18 protein-coding genes and 1 tRNA gene are annotated in these 17,567 nt (G+C 69.4%); 13 read left to right on the forward strand and 6 right to left on the reverse strand.

Annotation, left to right across the window (positions count from 1 at the left end; genetic code table 11):
- Positions 1-3 precede the first annotated feature (3 nt).
- The 8 genes from G6R20_RS02765 to G6R20_RS02800 are packed head-to-tail and all read left to right on the forward strand — an operon-like array spanning position 4 to position 8,630.
- Positions 4-1,242 carry an MCE family protein gene (locus G6R20_RS02765; protein ID WP_067711900.1) on the forward strand — a complete coding sequence of 413 codons (1,239 nt, stop codon included), beginning with the start codon at positions 4-6 and terminating at the stop codon, positions 1,240-1,242.
- Positions 1,239-2,294, forward strand: coding sequence for an MCE family protein (locus G6R20_RS02770; RefSeq protein ID WP_159148560.1), 1,056 nt, complete (start codon positions 1,239-1,241; stop codon positions 2,292-2,294). Before G6R20_RS02765 ends, G6R20_RS02770 begins: the two co-directional genes overlap by 4 nt.
- Positions 2,287-3,435, forward strand: a complete 1,149-nt coding sequence (locus tag G6R20_RS02775; protein WP_067711903.1) for an MCE family protein — start codon at positions 2,287-2,289, stop codon at positions 3,433-3,435. The genes G6R20_RS02770 and G6R20_RS02775 overlap by 8 nt, the downstream gene beginning before the upstream one ends.
- A complete protein-coding gene (locus tag G6R20_RS02780; RefSeq protein WP_067711906.1) occupies positions 3,432-4,697 on the forward strand; it encodes an MCE family protein in 1,266 nt (421 codons plus the stop codon). The genes G6R20_RS02775 and G6R20_RS02780 overlap by 4 nt, the downstream gene beginning before the upstream one ends.
- Positions 4,698-5,903, forward strand: a complete 1,206-nt coding sequence (locus tag G6R20_RS02785; protein WP_067711909.1) for an MCE family protein — start codon at positions 4,698-4,700, stop codon at positions 5,901-5,903. It abuts the gene before it with no gap.
- Complete coding sequence (locus G6R20_RS02790) at positions 5,900-7,318, forward strand: MlaD family protein (protein ID WP_067711912.1); 1,419 nt, start codon at positions 5,900-5,902, stop codon at positions 7,316-7,318. Before G6R20_RS02785 ends, G6R20_RS02790 begins: the two co-directional genes overlap by 4 nt.
- Entirely contained in the window at positions 7,318-7,860 is a 543-nt protein-coding gene (locus G6R20_RS02795) for a hypothetical protein (RefSeq protein ID WP_067711915.1), read from the forward strand. The genes G6R20_RS02790 and G6R20_RS02795 overlap by 1 nt, the downstream gene beginning before the upstream one ends.
- Positions 7,857-8,630 (forward strand): hypothetical protein, encoded by a 774-nt coding sequence (locus tag G6R20_RS02800; protein ID WP_067711917.1) that lies wholly within the window; start codon positions 7,857-7,859, stop codon positions 8,628-8,630. Before G6R20_RS02795 ends, G6R20_RS02800 begins: the two co-directional genes overlap by 4 nt.
- Before the next feature lie 81 nt (positions 8,631-8,711).
- Here G6R20_RS02800 and G6R20_RS02805 read toward each other — a convergent pair whose 3' ends face one another.
- The 3 genes from G6R20_RS02805 to G6R20_RS02815 form a co-directional block, all read right to left on the reverse strand.
- Positions 8,712-10,160: a trehalose-6-phosphate synthase gene (locus tag G6R20_RS02805; RefSeq protein ID WP_159147686.1), complete on the reverse strand. Its 1,449-nt coding sequence runs from the start codon at positions 10,158-10,160 to the stop codon at positions 8,712-8,714.
- Positions 10,161-10,194: 34 nt separating this feature from the next.
- Positions 10,195-10,377, reverse strand: coding sequence for a hypothetical protein (locus G6R20_RS02810; protein WP_067711921.1), 183 nt, complete (start codon positions 10,375-10,377; stop codon positions 10,195-10,197).
- 70 nt (positions 10,378-10,447) lie between these two features.
- Positions 10,448-11,830 carry a threonine/serine exporter family protein gene (locus tag G6R20_RS02815; protein WP_235027713.1) on the reverse strand — a complete coding sequence of 461 codons (1,383 nt, stop codon included), beginning with the start codon at positions 11,828-11,830 and terminating at the stop codon, positions 10,448-10,450.
- A gap of 77 nt (positions 11,831-11,907) precedes the next feature.
- Between G6R20_RS02815 and G6R20_RS02820 the strand changes: the two genes are divergently transcribed.
- From G6R20_RS02820 to G6R20_RS02830, 3 genes are all read left to right on the forward strand, one after another.
- Positions 11,908-11,980: transfer RNA gene (locus tag G6R20_RS02820), tRNA-Thr, on the forward strand.
- A 178-nt stretch (positions 11,981-12,158) separates the two neighbouring features.
- Positions 12,159-12,533: a nuclear transport factor 2 family protein gene (locus G6R20_RS02825; protein WP_132064016.1), complete on the forward strand. Its 375-nt coding sequence runs from the start codon at positions 12,159-12,161 to the stop codon at positions 12,531-12,533.
- Between the two features lie 16 nt (positions 12,534-12,549).
- On the forward strand, positions 12,550-12,942 hold the full coding sequence (locus G6R20_RS02830) for a nuclear transport factor 2 family protein (protein WP_227022412.1): 393 nt from the start codon (positions 12,550-12,552) through the stop codon (positions 12,940-12,942).
- 60 nt (positions 12,943-13,002) lie between these two features.
- Here G6R20_RS02830 and G6R20_RS02835 read toward each other — a convergent pair whose 3' ends face one another.
- Positions 13,003-13,431, reverse strand: coding sequence for an HIT family protein (locus G6R20_RS02835; protein ID WP_067711927.1), 429 nt, complete (start codon positions 13,429-13,431; stop codon positions 13,003-13,005).
- 126 nt (positions 13,432-13,557) lie between these two features.
- Between G6R20_RS02835 and G6R20_RS02840 the strand changes: the two genes are divergently transcribed.
- Both G6R20_RS02840 and purD read left to right on the forward strand, forming a co-directional pair.
- Entirely contained in the window at positions 13,558-14,262 is a 705-nt protein-coding gene (locus G6R20_RS02840) for a TetR family transcriptional regulator (RefSeq protein ID WP_194307179.1), read from the forward strand.
- A 58-nt stretch (positions 14,263-14,320) separates the two neighbouring features.
- The gene (gene purD, locus G6R20_RS02845; RefSeq protein ID WP_119191921.1) at positions 14,321-15,577 is read left to right on the forward strand and encodes a phosphoribosylamine--glycine ligase; all 1,257 of its coding nucleotides are present in this window, start codon (positions 14,321-14,323) and stop codon (positions 15,575-15,577) included.
- Between the two features lie 14 nt (positions 15,578-15,591).
- Here the strand turns inward: purD and idi are convergent, their stop codons facing one another.
- Both idi and G6R20_RS02855 read right to left on the reverse strand, forming a co-directional pair.
- Entirely contained in the window at positions 15,592-16,176 is a 585-nt protein-coding gene (gene idi, locus G6R20_RS02850; RefSeq protein ID WP_163375508.1) for an isopentenyl-diphosphate Delta-isomerase, read from the reverse strand.
- A gap of 83 nt (positions 16,177-16,259) precedes the next feature.
- Positions 16,260-17,411, reverse strand: coding sequence for an acyl-CoA dehydrogenase family protein (locus G6R20_RS02855; protein WP_163375509.1), 1,152 nt, complete (start codon positions 17,409-17,411; stop codon positions 16,260-16,262).
- Positions 17,412-17,567 lie beyond the last annotated feature (156 nt).

Consider the following 17,567-nt stretch of genomic DNA (forward strand, 5'->3'; position numbering starts at 1 on the left):
GACGTGGCGAGAACTGTGAGTCAGAGCGATACGGTGCCCAAGCGCATCGCGGCGACGGTGCTGGCGCTCTTCATCGTCGTGGTGATCGCGCTCTCCCTCCTGATGTTCGCGAGGGTCTTCGACAGCCGGGTGCCGTTGACCGTCCGCAGTGATCGCGCCGGTCTGGTCATGGAGGCCGACGCCAAGGTGCGCGCCCGCGGTGTGGAGATCGGCAACGTCAAGGACATCCGCCAAGAGTTCGGCGGGGCGACGATCGAGATCGAGGTCGATCCCGCGGCGCTGGAGGCCATCCCCGCCAACTCCCCGGTGACGATCGGATCCAACACAGTGTTCGGTGCGAAGTCCGTCGACTTCGAGTCCCCGATGCGGCCGGACCCGACGCCGCTGGCCGCGGGCACCGTCGTCGAGGCGTCCAATGTCACCGCCGAGGTCAACACACTGTTCCAGGACCTGACCGACCTGCTCATCGCGATCGAGCCGGAGAAGCTCAACGCCACCCTCGGCGCGGTCTCCGGGGCGGTCGACGGGCGCGGTGAACAGGTGGGGCGCACGATCACCGACTTGGGCGACTACCTGCAAGAGATCAACCCGCAGATCGACACCCTCCAGAGGGACCTGGCCAAGGGGTCGCGGGTGGCCAACCTCTACGCCGACGTCACCCCCGACATCATGCGCCTGCTCGACTCCGGCACCGATGTCGGCGCCAACGTCGTCAACAACCAGGCGCGGTTCGAACAATTGCTGGTCTCTGCGATCGGCACGGGCGAGACCGGCAAGCGCCTGCTGTCCGAGAACGGCAACGAATTCGTCAAGACGCTCTCGGACCTGCGTGCCTCGACCAGCCTGCTGGCGGAGTACCACCCCATGCTCACCTGTCTGATCGTGGGCCTGAACCAGGGCGTCGAGGGCGCCAACTCAGCCTTCGGCGGCGAGGACCAGCCCGGCCTGGTATTCAAGTCGGGGTGGCAGCAGGGGGCGCGAGCGTACGAGTACCCCAAGGACCTGCCGAAGGTCAACGCCAGCACCGGACCCAACTGTTACGGCCTCCCGTTCCCGGACCCGGAGGTCCACGCCCCGTTCGTCGTCACCGACACCGGCTCGAACCCCGTGGAGGGCATGCCCGACGTGTTCACCACTCGCCCCGCCCCGCTGTTCGGCCCGTTGCGGCCCACCGAGCCTGGTCGTCCCGCGCCCCCGACGCTGCTGCAGGTCATGCTCGGCATGGACGGGGAGGCCCCGTGACCGCCGGGCGCTCGGCAGCGCGAAACGCCCGTCTCACCCTGATCAAGCTGGCGATCTTCACCACGGTGATGGTGCTGGTCCTGGCCGGTCTGGTCATGGTCTTCAGCGAGTACCGCTCCGGCGCGTCCGAGAAGTACAATGCCGAGTTCACCGACGTCTCGGGGCTGGAGTCTGGGGATAAGGTGCGCATCGCGGGAGTGGAGGTGGGCCGCGTCGACCGGATCGCACTGGCGGACGGGAACACAGCCGCGGTCCGGTTCTCCGTGGCCGGGAACCAGGTCGTGCACGCTAGCACCGAGGCGATGGTGCGGTACGAGAACCTGACCGGGGACCGCTATCTGGAACTCAACCGGGGGGAGGGGGATCAGTCTCCGCTCGAGGCGGGCGAGACGCTGCCGATCTCGCAGACCTCCCCGGCTCTGGACCTCGACGCGTTGCTCGGCGGGTTCCGTCCGTTGTTCAGGGCACTCGACCCCGGCCAGGTGAACCAGCTGTCGGAATCGATCGTCAAGGTATTCCAGGGCGAGGCCGGAACCGTGCAGGACCTGCTCGCCTCGACGTCGTCCCTCACTCAGACACTGGCTGATCGGGACCAGCTCATCGGAGACATCATCACCAATCTCAACGGGGTGCTCACCACGGTGGCGGACAACCAGTCCAACGTCGATTCGATCGTCGACGACCTCCAGCAGCTCGTCTCTGGTCTGTCGGCGAACTCCGAGCCGATAGGCGAGTCCGTCGAACGCCTCAACGACGCCAGCGCCAACATGACCACACTCCTGTCCGACGTCCGCCCGGCCCTGCGCGAGGACGTCGCCCAGATCGACCGGGTGGCGACACTCATCAACGAGGACGAGCCGTTCGTCGAGAACGTGATCAACCGGCTCCCGTCCGACTTCGAGAAGATGGGGCGCTTGGGCGTGTACGGCAGCTTCTTCCAGTTCTATCTCTGTGGTGTGATCGTGCAGGTCACCAACCCCGTGACCGGCAGGGGCGTGTACCTGCCCCAGTACGAGCAGACGACGGGACGGTGTGCGTTCCCCGATGAGTGACACAATAGACGGGACCCCGCCGAAGGCGCCCCGAGGACAGCTCCGGTTCCGCGACCGCGACCCCAAGACGATCGGTGTCTGGGGAGCCGTGGGGGCCGTGGCGTTGATGGCGATCTCGCTGAACTACGACCGGATCCCCTTCGTCAACGGGCTGCGGAACGCCACGGCGTACGTGGCCGACGCAGCCGGGCTCAACACCGGTGACGAGGTGCAGGTGGCCGGGATGAGGGTCGGTTCGGTGCGGAAGATCGAGCTCGACGGGGACAGGGTCAGGGTCCGCTTCGACATCGACACCGACGTCGCGCTCGGCGCGGACACCTCCGCCCAGATCAAGACCGACTCGATCCTCGGCCGGCGTGCGCTCGGGGTCTTCTCTGACGGCCAGGGCGAGCTCCCCGCCAACATCATCCCGCTCGAGCGGACCTCGGTCCCGTACTCGCTCACCGCCGCGCTTGGCGACCTCAGCAACACCGTCGAGGCAATGAACACGGACAAGGTCGACGAGGCGCTGACCGTGCTCGCCGAGACCATGGAGGGGTCCTCGCCTGAGATCAGGGGAGCGCTGGACGGGATCACCAGGCTCTCGCGCTCTCTCAACGAGCGTGACGAGGGCGTACGGCAGCTCCTCGACAAGGCCGCGGGGACCACCGACATTCTCGGGCAGCGAAGTGACCAGATCAACCAGCTCATGGTGGACGGCAACGTGCTGTTCACCCAGCTCGACCTCCGGCGAAGGGCCCTCAGCGAGTTGATTGTCAACATCGACGAACTCGCCCGGCAGCTCTCGGGGGTGGTCCAGGACAACGAGGCACAGCTCGGACCCGCCCTGGACAAGTTGGAGCAGGTGTCGGATCTGTTGATCCGCAACAAAGAGGACATCGATCTGGGGCTGCGCCGGATCGTGCCGTTCTCCACGGCGCTGAGCGAGGCCGTGGCGTCCGGACCGTGGTTCAACGCCTACATATCCAACTTGTCGATCGGTCATTACCAGCAGACCATCCTGCGCGACCTCATGCCTCTCATCGACGACCGCGTCCAGCCCGAGCCCGGACTGGTGCGCGAGCCGACGCTGCCGGCCGTACCGGGTCTGACCCTGATGGACGAGCACCCCGGCTGGGGCGAGAAGAGGTTGCCCCGATGAGTCGACTGTTCTCGTCCACACTGTCCAAGGTCGTGGCCCTCGTCGTCGTCGTCCTCCTCGTGATTGCCACGGTGTGGTTCTTCTCCACCCGGACCAAGACGATCATCGCCTTTTTCGAATCCACCCGTGGCGTCTACGAGGACGACACCGTCCGGGTGCTCGGGGTGCGTGTCGGACGGATCTCCGAGATCACCTCCGAGGACGGCAGGTCCAAGGTCACGATGAAGGTCGACCGGGACGTCCCGGTCCCCGCCGACGCCACCGCGTTGCTCGTGGCACAGTCCCTCGTGGCCGAGCGGTTCATCCAGATCACCCCCGCCTTCACGGGCGGCGAGGAGATGCCGGACGGCGGCACGATCCCCGTCGAGCGCACCGCGATCCCGGTGGAATGGGACGGGGTCAAGGAGCAGCTCATGAAGCTGTCCACCGCCCTCAGTCCCGTTGGTGACGAGGAGACGGGCCCGCTCGGCGAGTTCGTCGACTCGGCCGACGCGATGCTCGACGGCAACGGTGCGGAGGTCCGCGACGCCCTCAACGAGGTCTCGCAGACCATGGCGCTGCTCTCGGACGGGCGAGAGAACCTCTTCACCACCCTCAAGAACCTGCAACTGTTCGTCACCGCGCTCTCACAGAGCGAGGAGCAGATCGTGTCCTTCGGGGGGAGGCTGGCCAGCGTGTCGCAGGTGCTCGGAGACCAGACGGGCAACATCGATGCGGCGCTGAGCGATCTCGACCTGGCGGTGACCGACATCAACCGGTTCCTTGACAACAACGGGGAACGCGTGACCACTGCTGTCGACAAGCTCGGCCAGGCGACCGAGGTGGTGCGCGACCGGCGGGCCGAGCTGGAGGGAGTGCTCCACGTGGGCCCCACCGCCATGGCCAACTTCTACAACATCTACCGGCCGTACCAGGGCGTCCTCACCGGGGTGTTGACCATGAACCAGATGGCCAACCCGACCAACTTCATCTGCGGTGCGATCGCGGGCCTGGCCAACAACACCGCCGAATCCGACGCACAGCTGTGCGCCCAGTACATGGGCCCGCTGTTCAACTCGCTCGCCTCCAACTACCCATACGGCGCGGTCACCCCGCCGATCACGCCCACCGCGGAGCCCCAACAGATCTGGGACTCGCAGAAGCCAGGGACGCAGACCCCACCGGGTGTGCAGCCGGTCTCCGACCGGCCCGACCCGCTGATCAACGTGGTCAACAAGGGCGACAACCTCACCGACACCTTGCTCGTGACGGGAGATGCGTAGATGTTCCGCAACCGACCCAGTGGCCGAATTCTGACGGCAGGTGCACTCGGCGCCGTCGTGCTGCTCTCCGGTGCCGGATGCACCTGGGAGGGTCTCAACTCCCTGCCGCTACCCGGTGCGCAGGGCAGGGGCGAGGGTGCGTACGAGATCACCCTTGAGATGCCCAACGTCACCACCATCACCCGCAACTCCCCGGTCCGAGTGAACGACGTCAACGTCGGATCGATCACGGACATGCAGGTGGAGGACTACACGGCGATCGTCACGGTCTCGCTCAACGAGGATGTCCGGCTCCCGGCCAACGCGCATGCGAAGATCGGGCAGACCAGCCTCCTGGGGTCGCAACATCTCGAGATCTTCCCGCCCCCGGACGGCGAACCCGAGGGCTCGCTCTCCGACGGGGACGTCATCCCGTTGGCCCGCGCCGGTGTGTACCCGACCACCGAGCAGACGCTGTCGGCGCTGTCGGTGGTCCTCACCAACGGCGGACTGGCCCAGTTCGAGACCATCTCCCGCGAGCTCAACACCGCGTTGGACGGTCGCCAGTTCGAGGCCAAGGAGGTCATCTCCCAGCTGGAGACCACCGTCAGTGGTCTCGACCAGCAGCGGGCCGACATCATCGCGGCCATGGACGGTCTGGACCGGCTCTCGCGGCAGATCAACGAGCAGAACGACACCCTGGCCAAGGCGCTGGGTCAGATGCCCGAGGCCGTCGCGCTGATCAACGACCAGAAGCAGGAGCTGACCACAGCAATGGTCTCGCTCGGGGATTTCGGCAACAAGGCCAACCAGGTGATCGACGCCGGTGGTGGACAGAACCTGGTGGACAACCTCCGCGACATCACGCCGGTCCTCGACTCGCTAGCCAACGCCGGGCGCGACCTGACCCGGGCGCTGAGCGTGCTCATCACGTTCCCGTTCCCGCAGGCGGGCATCGACAACTTCCTCCGCGGCGACTACGCCAACCTGTACATCCACGCCGACACGACGATGCCGCGTCTGTCGGAGACCTTCCTCCTGGGCACCGAGTTCGGCAACCGTATGGCCGGCCTCGAGGGCTATGTGGGCCTCGCGCCCAATCCGCTGGCCGGCGCGAACCCGTTCTCCCTTGAGATCCCGCGGCTGGAGCACTCGGGCGAGGAGCCGTTCGCCGAACTGCCGCCTGAGCCGGAATCCGGTGCCCCGACCGAGGAGGCCCCCCGATGACCCGGTTCGTGCGAATCCAGCTGACCATCTTCGCCGTGGTGACGGTTCTCTCCCTCTCGGTGATGTCGGTCTCGTACCTCAAGCTGCCGACTGCGTTCGGCTGGCAGCGCACCGATGTCGCACTGCAGATGCCGGACACCGGTGGGCTCTACAAGAACGCCAACGTCTCCTACCTGGGCAATGTGATCGGGAGGGTCGACGCGGTCACCCTCAAGCCCGGTCACGTCGTGGCCGAACTGCACTTCGACACGCGGGCGGAGGTCCCCGAGAACGTGCGTGCGCAGATCCGGAGTGTCTCCGCGGTCGGAGAGCAGTTCGTCGAGTTAGTGCCTGAGGGCGAGCCCGTCGGCGAGATGGCCGACGGCACCGTGCTCGGCGAGGACCGGGTCGACATGCCCCAGGGGATCGGCCCCGTCCTGGACCAGGCCACGGTGCTCATGGCGTCGATCGACGACGGCAAGATGCGCCGCGTCATCTCTGAGTCGTTCGACGCGTTCAACGGTTCCGAGCGGGAGCTCCAGCAGTTCCTGGACTCCGCGCAGCTCCTCCTTGAGGAGGCCCAGCGCAACACCGGGGCCACCCGCCAGCTGATCGCCGACGCCGAGCCGGTCCTGGACTCGCAGCTGCGCTCATCGGACTCGATCCGTGCCTGGACCCGGAACCTCGCAGACCTGACCGATCAGCTCCGGGTCAACGAGCCCCAGCTGACCTCGATCATCCAGCGCGGCCCGGACTCGCTGGCCCGGGCGACCAGGGTCCTCAACGATCTGCAGCCGACCATGCCGGTGCTGGTCGCCAACCTGGTGAGCGTCGGCGAGGTTGGCGTGGTCTACAACCGCTCCATCGAGCAGTTGCTCGTGATCTACCCGGCCCTGGTGTCCTCGCTCATCACCGCGATCAACGGCGCCAAGGACACCGGTGAGATCAAGGTGGATTTCAACCTCCAGATCAACGAGACCCCGCCGTGCACCACCGGCTTCTTGCCGGCGGACCAGCGGCGGTCGCCCGCCGACCTGTCCGTGCCCCCGCTGATGAACGGCATCTACTGCAAGGTCCCCAAGGACTCCCAGACGACCGTCCGTGGAGCCCGCAACCTGCCGTGCATGGAGTATCCCGGTCGGCGGGCGGCGTCGCCCGCCGAGTGCGCGGCGAACGACTACCAGCCCGAGGGGATCAACCCCCCGGACACGAGCGAGGTCGGTCCGCCCGGGAACAACCCGAACGGGTGGAACGTTGTGCCGTCGTCCGACACCGGTGAACAGGAGATCCGCACGTCGGCCGCGATGTACGACCCGTCGACGGGCGAATACCTGGGCGCCGACGGCAAGACGTACCGTCAGCTCAATCTCGGTGATGCCGGACGACTCTCGGCGGACGCCGACCTGGCCGACATCCTCACGAACGGAGTGACCTAGTGCCACAGCCGGACGACAACCCCGCCGACCGTGGGCGCCCCTGGCTCACCGTGACCGCGGTGGTCGCGGCGGTCTGCCTCGTGGCCGCCGTCGTCGCGACGTCGCTGTGGCTGGGTGAGCGGAACTCGGCGGCCTCCGTGCGCGCCGACCGGGCCTCCGCGACCGAACTGGACGCCTCGTACCGTGACTTCGCGACGACTGTGATGACCAAGCTCATGACCATCAGGCAGGAGACGCTGTCGGAGGACGTCGACGAGATCGTCGGCCTGATCGACGGCGATTTCTCGGAGCAGTTCGCGCCTCGCCGCGATTCGTACGAGGACGTCGTCAAGACCACCAATGTCGTCGCCGACGGTGTGGTGTCCGCCGCCGCCGTCGAGCACTCCTACCCCGACCGGGCCGAGGTGATCATGGCGATCGACCAGACCATCGGCAACCCGAAGTCCGATGAGGACCAGGACCGCCAGTACCGTGTGCGCGTGACCGTGAACCGACACGACGACGGCGAGATGAAGGTCACGGGGGTGAACTTCATCCCATGACCACTCCCGACTCCGACATCCGCGCCACCCGTCGCGCCCAGCGCGAGGCCGAACGCGCGGCCCGCGCCCAGCGCAAGGCCGACGCCGCCCGCGAGCGTGCCCTCGAGGCCGCACGGGCCGGTGGGCTGTTCGAGGGCATGGAGGCCATGCCCCGCACCGAGACCGCCGACCCACGATCGGACGAGGACACCGCCGGCGGCGCGACCGCCCGGCCGGCCACCTCGACCCCCTCGCCGTCGCCGGCGTCCCGGGAACCGATCGACCCGGCCCGTCGGCGCACCCTGATCACCGCCCTGGCGCTGGTGTCGGCGGTCCTCGTCGTCGTCACCGGCCTGGCCACGTGGCAGTACGTCGAGGCCCGCGAGGCGACGGCGATCGAGGAACAGATCGCGGCCGCGCCCCGGGCGGCCACCGACGCGGCTCGCGAGATCACCACCCAGATGTTCACCTACGACCACCGGACGGTGGACGCGGACCTCGGAGCGGTACGGGAGCGGCTCGCCGACCCGGCACTGTCGGAGTTCGTCGAACAGTCCATGCCGACCGTCTCCTCCGCCGCCAAGCAGCAGGAGGCCACCGTCTACGCGACCGTCGCCGCCGCCGCGCCGCAGGAGGTGACGGACGCCGAGCGCGTCACCGTGCTGGTCATGCTCAACCGGATGGTCTCCACCAAGGACGCGCCCGAGGCGGCCAGTTCGGCCTCACGGCTGAGCGTGGACATGGTCCGCCAGGATGGGACGTGGAAGCTCGCCGAGCTCAACGCGCTCTGACCCGGACGCGCTCTGACCCGGAAGCGCTCTGACCGCCGGCCGACGCCCGGGTATGGGGCGCCGCCCGGGGCGGACGGGGTCCTAGTCGTCCGAGGTGGCGTCGAGGGTGTTGAAGAACCGGCGGGCCCACGCGTGGACGTCATTGCTCAACACCTGCCGACGCAGTGACCGCATACGGCGACGTCGGTCATCGGGGGAGTCGTCGACCGCGGCCATGATGGCGTCCTTGACCCCGTCGAGATCGTGCGGGTTGCACAGGTACGCCTGGCGTAGCTCCGCGGCGGCGCCGGCGAACTCGCTGAGCACCAGGGCGCCCTCGCCATCGGTGCACGAGGCCACGTACTCCTTGGCCACCAGGTTCATGCCGTCCCGCACGGGCGTCACCAGCATGACGTCGGCGGCCGCGTAGAACGCCGCCAGTTCCGTCTTGGGGACGGGCCGGTGGATGTAGGTCACCACGGGGTGCCCGATCTCGCCGAACGTGCCGTTGATGCGGCCCACCGACTCCTCGATCCGCGACCGCATGATCTGGTACTGCTCGACCCGCTCGCGGCTCGGCGTGGCCAGCTGGAGGAGGGTCACGTCGGCGGGCTCCAGGCGCCCCTCCTCGAACAGTTCCTCCAGCGCGCGCAGGCGGACGTCGATGCCCTTGGTGTAGTCCAGACGGTCCACGCCCAACATCAGGACCCGCGGCGACCCCAACTCCTCGCGCAGGCGGGCGGCGCGGGCCTGGGTCTCGCGCGTGCGGGCGGTGGCGTCCACGGCCGCGGAGTCGATGGAGATGGGGAACGCGCCGACCCGCACCATGCGGTCGTCCACCCGGATCTCGGAGGCGCGGCCCCGCGTCGACCGCAATCGGACGGACGGGTAGCCGCGCAGGCGGTTGGCGAGGATCCGGAAGTTGTCCGCCCCGCCGGGCAGGTGGAAACCCACCAGGTCGGCGCCGAGCATGCCCTCGACCAGCTCGGTGCGCCACGGCAGCTGCATGAACAGTTCGACGGGCGGGAACGGGATGTGGAGGAAGAACCCGATGGTCAGGTCGGGGCGCAACTCGCGCAGCAGACAGGGCACCAGCAACAACTGGTAGTCCTGCACCCAGACGGTGGCGCCCTCGGCGGCGGCCTCCGCGGTGGCCTCGGCGAAACGGGTGTTGATCTCGCGGTAGGCGTTCCACCACTCGCGGTGGTACTCGGCCGGCACCACCACGTCGTGGAACAACGGCCAGAGGGTGGCGTTGGAGAAACCCTCGTAGTAGAGCTCGACGTCCTGGGCGGACAGGGTGACCGAGTGGAGGCGGATGCCGTCCGCGTCGAACGGTTCGGGGGCGGCGTCGGGGACGCCGGGCCACCCCACCCACGCGCCGTCGTTGGCCTTGAGGATGGACTCCAGCGCAGTGACGAGGCCACCTGGGCTGGCTTTCCAGTGTTCGGTACCGTCCCGGTCGATGACGAGGTCCACGGGGAGACGATTGGCGACGACGACGAAGTCGGCACCTGCTCCGGTGGACGTCTGCCCGGTACCGCTCGTCATCGGTTGTCCCCTCGCGTGGATCGCTGTGGTCTGGTTACTCGGCGTCCGCCGTCACCTGCGGCTCCGGACCGATCCCCAGCATGTCGAGGAGCATCCGGCACTCGTCGGCGTCGGCCGAGTACGAGGCCACGACCTTGCGGGCCATGTCGGCGGTCTCGTCCGCGACCGGCTCCAGGTCGTCGAGCTCGGGTTCTTTGCTGGCGGCGGCGGATGCCATCGGTGTCCTCCTGTGATCGGTGGGGGGCGCGCGCCCTGTTCGGGCGACATCGTCCGCTGCCGATCCTACGTCACCCGTCCGCGGCCGCCGACCGGCGCAGATTGCGGGTCACCCACTCACCGAACACGATCCCGGCGGCCAGTGCCACCGCGATCGCCAACGCCTGGAACATCAGGCCCAGACCGATACCCGTCTGGTCGCTCGTCAGCGCCGACAGGCCGCGGTACACCGACAGGCCCGGCAGGAACGGCGTGATGCCGGCGATGGTCACCACCAACGGCGGGACGGTGGCGATACGGGCGAGGATGCCGCCGATCAGGCCCATCGTGCAGGCGGCGAGGGCGGACCCCACCACCACTCCCAGTCCGGTGGCCATGACTGCCTGGAAGATGAGCATCCCTATCGCGCCGACGGCGGCGGCGAGCCAGGTCGCGCGCACCGTCGCATAGCTCGCCACGGCGAACCCGGCGGCGCCCACGCCCGCGGCGAACACCGCGATGTGGACCGCGGCGTTGCCGGCGATGGCCGGGTCGATCGGGGGTGGGGACATGCCGAGGCGTTCGAACGCGGCGAGCGCGATCGTGATCCCGCCCAGGACCCCGCCTGTCATGACCAACGTCTCGACCGCTCGCCCGGCGGAGGTCACCGGGAATCCGGTGATGGCGTCCTCGATGGCGCCGACGAGGGTGAGCCCGGCGAGCAGCACGATGATGCCGGCCGCGACCAGCTGGGACGGTTGGACCTCGATGAAGTTGTTGCTCACGGCGACGTAGGCGGCGAGGGCCCACGCGGCCGCGATGAACCCGCCCACGACCTGCTGGAAGAAGCTCGGGAGTCGGTGGCGGTCCAGGTAGCGGTTGGCGTACATCAGGGCGAACGTCGAGACCATGGAGATGAGGCCGGCCAGCGGGCTGCCCCCGAGCTGGATGACGACCGCGCACCCCAGCATCGCCCACCCCAGGACCGCGACGCGGAAGGAGTGCGGGTGTGGGGAGGCCACGATCGTCTCGACCTCGGCGGCGGCCTGGTCGACGGTGAGCTGGCGGCGCACGATGAGGTCGATGAGGCGGGAGACGCGGGTCACCCGTGTCATGTCGACGGTGCGGTAGTTGACCACCCGGATGACCGAGATCGGCGGTCGGCCGCGACGTCGGTTGACCCCGATGGTCAGCGACGTGAAGGTGACCTCCACGGTCGCGCCCGGCAGGCCGAACGCCGCCGCCACGGACTCGGCCTGGGCGACGGTGTCCGCGGCGCCCTCGCCGGAGGACAGCAGGATCCCGCCGATCTCGAGGGCGAGGTTGAGGACGTCGGTGACGGCGCCGTCGTCGTCGAGGTCGACCGGCGCCATGGGGGACAGCGGGGGCTCGACCGCAAGGTCCATGGCGGACTTGCGCAGTCCCATCCACGCCAGTGGTCGGGTGAGCGGTGCCGGTGCGTCGCGGGTCTCCACGGTGCACACCGTAGTCAAGAGCCCCGACGGTGGCCGGGTTAGGATGACTGGCGGGCCGCGGCGGTGTCGCCGCCCGTGCTGGAGTGGCGCAATTGGTAGCGCACCCGACTTGTAATCGGGCGGTTGCGAGTTCAAGTCTCGTCTCCAGCTCTCGAGTGGCGTCGGCGTTCGAGCCGGAAGCTGAGGGCACGCCAAGTGTCGGGCCGTCGGTGGTGGCCGCGGGATGCGGCCCCGAGCGGGACCCCCAGTTCAGTGATCATTGTTAGCTTCCGTCTACTGATGAGTAGAATGTTCTCAACATTCCCGTCGCCAGAAGGGCGCCGCCGAGATGACGCAGTCCGCAACAGAGATCGCCACTGCGTGGATGGCCGCCCTCGCCTCGGGCGACGCCGAGCGGACCATCGCACTGTCTTCTCCGTCGATCGTCTATACGACAGGCCAGGTCAGGCGCTACGAGGGGCACGATGGTGTCCGCGACATCGTGTCCGACCTCTCCCGACTGGCCGGTTTCCTCACCATCGGGGTGGAGGGGGAGATCCTGGAATCCGAGGGGGTCGTCGCGCTGCGCCGCCTCGAGCGGTACACCCTGCCCAGCGGCGGGATCGAGATCCGCGGTTGTTCCTTCGTGGAAGTGGCGGACGGGGTGGTCACGCGGTGGGCAGACTACAAGAGCATGCACGCGATCGACGAGATCGTCGGCTAACGGGGAGGCGGATGCCGTGAGCGAACGCGGAGCCGGGGAGGTGGATCCCCGGGAAGTGGTCAGGGCGCTGGTCGAGGCGGCGTTCGCGGGGGACGTCGAGACCGCGCAGTCATGGTGCACGCCGGACGTCGTTCTCACGATCGAGGGCACGCAGACCGTCCGGGGACACGAGGGCCTGCGCCATGTGATCGAGTTCAACCAGGATGTCTCGACCGACGTCAGCGTGGACATCCACCACGTACTGGGCTCGGGCGATGTGGCGGCGCTCAACCGGACCACACACCTCACCATCGGTGGGGTCGCCCTGAAGGTGGAGGTCGGCTCGTTCTTCGCGCTCCGCGACGGTCTCGTCGCGGCGTGGACCGACTATCAGGACATGCAGGACGTCACCCGGGCGCTCGGACACTGACGATCGGGCAGGGCCCGGCGCCGGCGGCCGACCGCCGACCCGGGGCGGACGGCCCCGGGTTCAGGCCTCCGGGACGAACTCCCCGTAGCCCAGTTCGCGCAGCGACCGCCGGATGGTCTCGGCCGCCGCGTCGGACTCCTCGGCGGGCGCGTCGGGGTCCGCCAGCGACAGGTCGAATCCGGACATGTCGTCGGCGGGGAAGATGTGGATGTGGGTGTGCGGCACCTCGAAGCCGGCGATGAGATACCCGGCGCGCGCCGCACCGAGGCCTCCCACGACCGCCTTGCCGACGGCCTGTGCGACCTCGTTGAGCCGGGTCAGCAGCGCGGGCTCGAGATCGGTCCACCGATCGACCTCCGCGCGCGGGACGACCAGCGTGTGGCCGGGCGCGACCGGTGCGATGGTGAGGAAGGCGACCACCTCGGGGTCCTTCCAGACGAACCGGCCCGGCAGTTCACCGGCGATGATCTTGCTGAAAACGGTCGACATGGACCCCAGCCTACGTATCGGGGGCGATGGCCTCAGGTGGCAGACTGGCGAAAAGTGGTCTAATGGATGTATCCGCTACCCGCCGGGTGGCCCCCGTCCTCTCTACACACGCGAAGGAGCATCGACATGGTCGAGGCAGGTATTGCGACGGCAGAGGGCGCGGTGAAGAAGAAGGCCTACCACCACGGCGATCTGCGCAACGCCATCATCCAGGAGGCGACCGCGCGCGCGAGGGTCTCGGGGGAGAAGGCGATCATCCTCCGCGAGATCGCCCCGCACATCGGGGTGTCCGCCACCGCGGCGTACCGCCATTTCGCGAATCGGCAGCAGCTCGTCGAGGAGGTCGCGGCCCGCGGGTTCGTCGAGCTGGTCGGTCGCGTGGCGGCCGCGGCCGTCGGCGGTGCGGTGTCCGATCCGGTCCTCGCCGCCTACCGCGAGCTGCGCGAAGCGGCTCTCGCCGTGGTGGAGTTCTCGATCGACGAGCCTGCGTGGGCCCGCACGATGATGGAGAACCTGGGCCCGTCGGAGACCGTCGCCGCGCACGCCGATGCCATCAATGTGGAATTGCAGGCGATCGTCGAGCGCGGGATCGAGGCGGGGGCGTTCCGGCCCGGGGTCGTCATGAACGACGAGCTGCCGCTGTGGGCGGCGATCGACGGCCTCAGCGCCCAGGCGATGTTCGGGATCCGCCCGATGCGGACCCCGGACGCCGCACGGTCGACCGCACGGACCATTGATCTGTGTATGACGGACCTGCTCACCGACGAGGCGCTGCGGGCCCGCGACGCGGCGTTCCCCGCCGCCGACATCACCGCCGACGCAGGGGTCTAGGGCCCGTTCGTTCCGGGCCGGGCCAACCCGGCGCGGCGGCCGGGCTACTGTGGTCGTCGTGCGCATTCTCGTGATCGGTTCCGGTGCCCGTGAGCACGCCCTCCTCGTCGCCCTCGCCGCGGATCCCGCGGTGACGGAGTTGCACGCGGCGCCGGGCAACCCCGGCATGGTGCAGGCGCAGTGCCACGAACTCGCGGTGACCGATCCGGCGGCCGTGACGGCCCTGGCCCGTAGGCTCGACGCCGGACTGGTCGTCATCGGTCCCGAGGTGCCCCTGGTCGCGGGCGTCGCCGACGCCCTGCGCGAGGCCGGGATCCCGGTGTTCGGCCCGTCCGCCGAGGCCGCCCGCATCGAGGGGTCCAAGGCGTTCGCCAAGGACGTCATGGCGGCTGCGGGTGTGAAGACCGCGCGCGCCGAGATCGTGGACTCGCCCGCCGACCTCGACGACGCACTCGACCGGTTCGGACCGACCTGGGTGGTCAAGGACGACGGGTTGGCCGCCGGCAAGGGGGTCGTCGTGACACCCGATCGCAACGCGGCCCGGGCGCACGCTCTCGCCTGTCTCGACGACGGGCACCCGGTGCTGTTGGAGTCGTTCCTCGATGGCCCGGAGGTCTCCCTGTTCTGCCTGGTCGACGGCGAGACCGTCGTGCCGTTGCTGCCCGCCCAGGACCACAAGCGGGTCGGCGAGGGCGATCGCGGTCCCAACACCGGCGGGATGGGCGCCTACACGCCGCTGCCGTGGTTGCCGCAGGGAATGGTCGACCGGATCGTCACGGAGGTGTGCGAGCCGGTGGCCCGCGAGATGGTCGCCCGTGGCTGCGGCTTCTCAGGCCTGCTGTACGCGGGGCTGGCGATCACCTCGTCCGGGCCCGAGGTCGTGGAGTTCAACTGCCGCTTCGGCGACCCGGAGACACAGGCCGTGCTGGCGCTGCTCGAGTCGCCGCTGGGCGAGACCCTGCACTCCGTGGCCACCGGCCGACTGGCCGACCTACCGCCGCTGGTGTGGCGTGACGGCGCCGCCGTGACCGTGGTCCTGGCAGCCGAGCACTACCCGGCGACGCCGCGGCGCGGTGACCTCATCGAAGGCGCCGAACAGCCGGGCGTGCTCCACGCCGGCACGGCCCGCGACGCGGAGGGCCGGCTCGTCTCCGCCGGGGGCCGGGTCCTGTCGGTCGTGGGCACGGGGGCGGACCTGACAGCGGCCCGGGCCGAGGCCTACCGGATCCTCGACGGCATCGAGCTCGGCGGCGGGCATTTCCGCCGGGACATCGGCCAGGCCGCCGAGGAGGGGCGCATCAGCCTCCCCGGCTGACGCGCCCCGCGCGATCAGCGCGAGTAGAGCTCCATCCGGGGCACCTGCGCGACCAACCACGGGCTGAAGGCGAACGGGGTGGCGTCGACCGAGGTGCGGACATCCGCCGGACGGGCCCAGTGGTGCGCGCACACCTCGTCGGCCCGCGGGTTCACCTCGGCGCGGATGCGGGCGGTGAACACCGGACAGATCTCGTTCTCGACGATTCCCGAGTCGTCGACGGCCCGATAGCGGAAGTCCGGTACCGCGGGTTCGATCGAGTCCACTCGGGTTCCGAGCTCCTGCTCGGCCCGCCGGACTATCGCCTCGACCGGATCCTCGCCCGGACCGGGGTGGCCGCAGAACGAGTTCGTCCAGATACCGGGCCAGGTCCGCTTGTCCAGAGCTCTCCGGGTGAGGAGCACGTGCCCCTCGTCGTCGACGACATGGCACGAGAACGCCAGGTGCAGCAGCGTATCCGTGGTGTGGACCGTGGCCTTGTCGGCGGTACCGATCGGGTTGGCGTCGTCGTCGAGGAGGACGACGAGCTCGGTCGGCACGGACGGCGACCCGGCGGCGCGGGACCCGGCGGTGGCGGGGGGCTCGGAAGGGGAGGACATGCCGCCCAGCCTAGGCATTTCCGGCGGGCCCGGCCGCCGCGCGCAGCCGGAGGGCCGCCGCGCGGGGCGCCGCCGGCAGTCGATCAGCCCGCGAGGCTGCGGGCGATCACCAGCCGCTGGATCTGGTTGGTGCCCTCGAAGATCTGGGTGATCTTGGCCTCGCGCATGTACCGCTCGACCGGGAACTCGCGGGTGTAACCCACACCGCCCAGGACCTGCACCGCGTCGGTCGTCACCTTCATGGCGGCGTCGGTGGCGGTGAGCTTGGCGATCGAGGCCTCCCGCGAGTACGGGCGGCCGGCGTCCTTGCGGCGGGCGGCGTCGAGGTAGGAGGCGCGGGCCGAGGCCACCGCGGCGGCCATGTCGGCGAGGAGGAAGCCCAGCCCCTGGTGGCCGATGATCGTCTTGCCGAACGCCTCGCGCTCGCGGGCATAGGCGACCGCGTCGTCGAGGGCGCGCTGGGCGATGCCGGTGGCCACCGCGGCGATCCCGAGGCGGCCGGAGTCCAGGGCCGAGAACGCGATGCGCAGGCCGTCGCCCTCCGCGCCGAGCAGGCGGTCCGCGTCGACCCGGGCGCCCTCGTACGAGGCGGTGGTGGTGGGGACGCCGTTGAGGCCCATCTTGTCCTCGGGCTTGCCGAAGTGCAGGCCCTCGGTCTCGCGCGGAATGAGCAGGCACGAGATCCCACGGGAGCCCTCGCTGGTGCGGACGAAGGTGTTGTAGACGTCCGCGATCCCGCCGTGGGTGATCCACGACTTGGTGCCGTTGACGACGAACACGGAGCCCGGGCCGTCGCCCTCCCGCTCCGCGCGGCACCGCAGGGCGGCGGCGTCCGACCCGGCCTGCGGCTCGGACAGCGAGTACGCGCCGATCTGCTCGCCGGCGAGCATTCCCGGCAACCACTCGGCCTTCTGCTCGTCGGTCCCGGCGGTGGCGAGCGGGAAGCAGGACAGGCCGTGCACGCTGGTCGCCACGGCGACGGCCGCCCAGCGGGCGCCGAGCTCCTCCAACACCTGGAGGTACACTTCGTAGGGCTGGTCGCCGCCGCCGAACTCCTCCGGGTAGGGCAGGCCCAGCAGCCCGACCTCGCCGAGCTGGGCGAACAGGCCCTGGGGGTAGGTGTGGTTCCGCTCGTGCTCGGCGGCGATCGGCTCGAGGAGTTTATCCGCGACGGAACGCGTCATCTCGAGCAGTTCGTACGCCTCGTCGCTGGGGAGCAGGCGGTCCACGGCCATGGGGGTCCTCCGGGTGCGGGTGGGGGACCGTGCGGTCCCCGGGGTCGGTCGGCTCCCATTAGAGTGCACCGCCGGGACGCGGCACGCCCAGCCCCGATAGTGGGGGTGCCCGTTGGTGGGTGCTGCTGGTGCGTCGTGGTTCACGTGCGCCACAAT

Source organism: Dietzia sp. Alg238-R159 (assembly GCF_900537145.1).
GTDB lineage: Bacteria > Actinomycetota > Actinomycetes > Mycobacteriales > Mycobacteriaceae > Dietzia > Dietzia kunjamensis.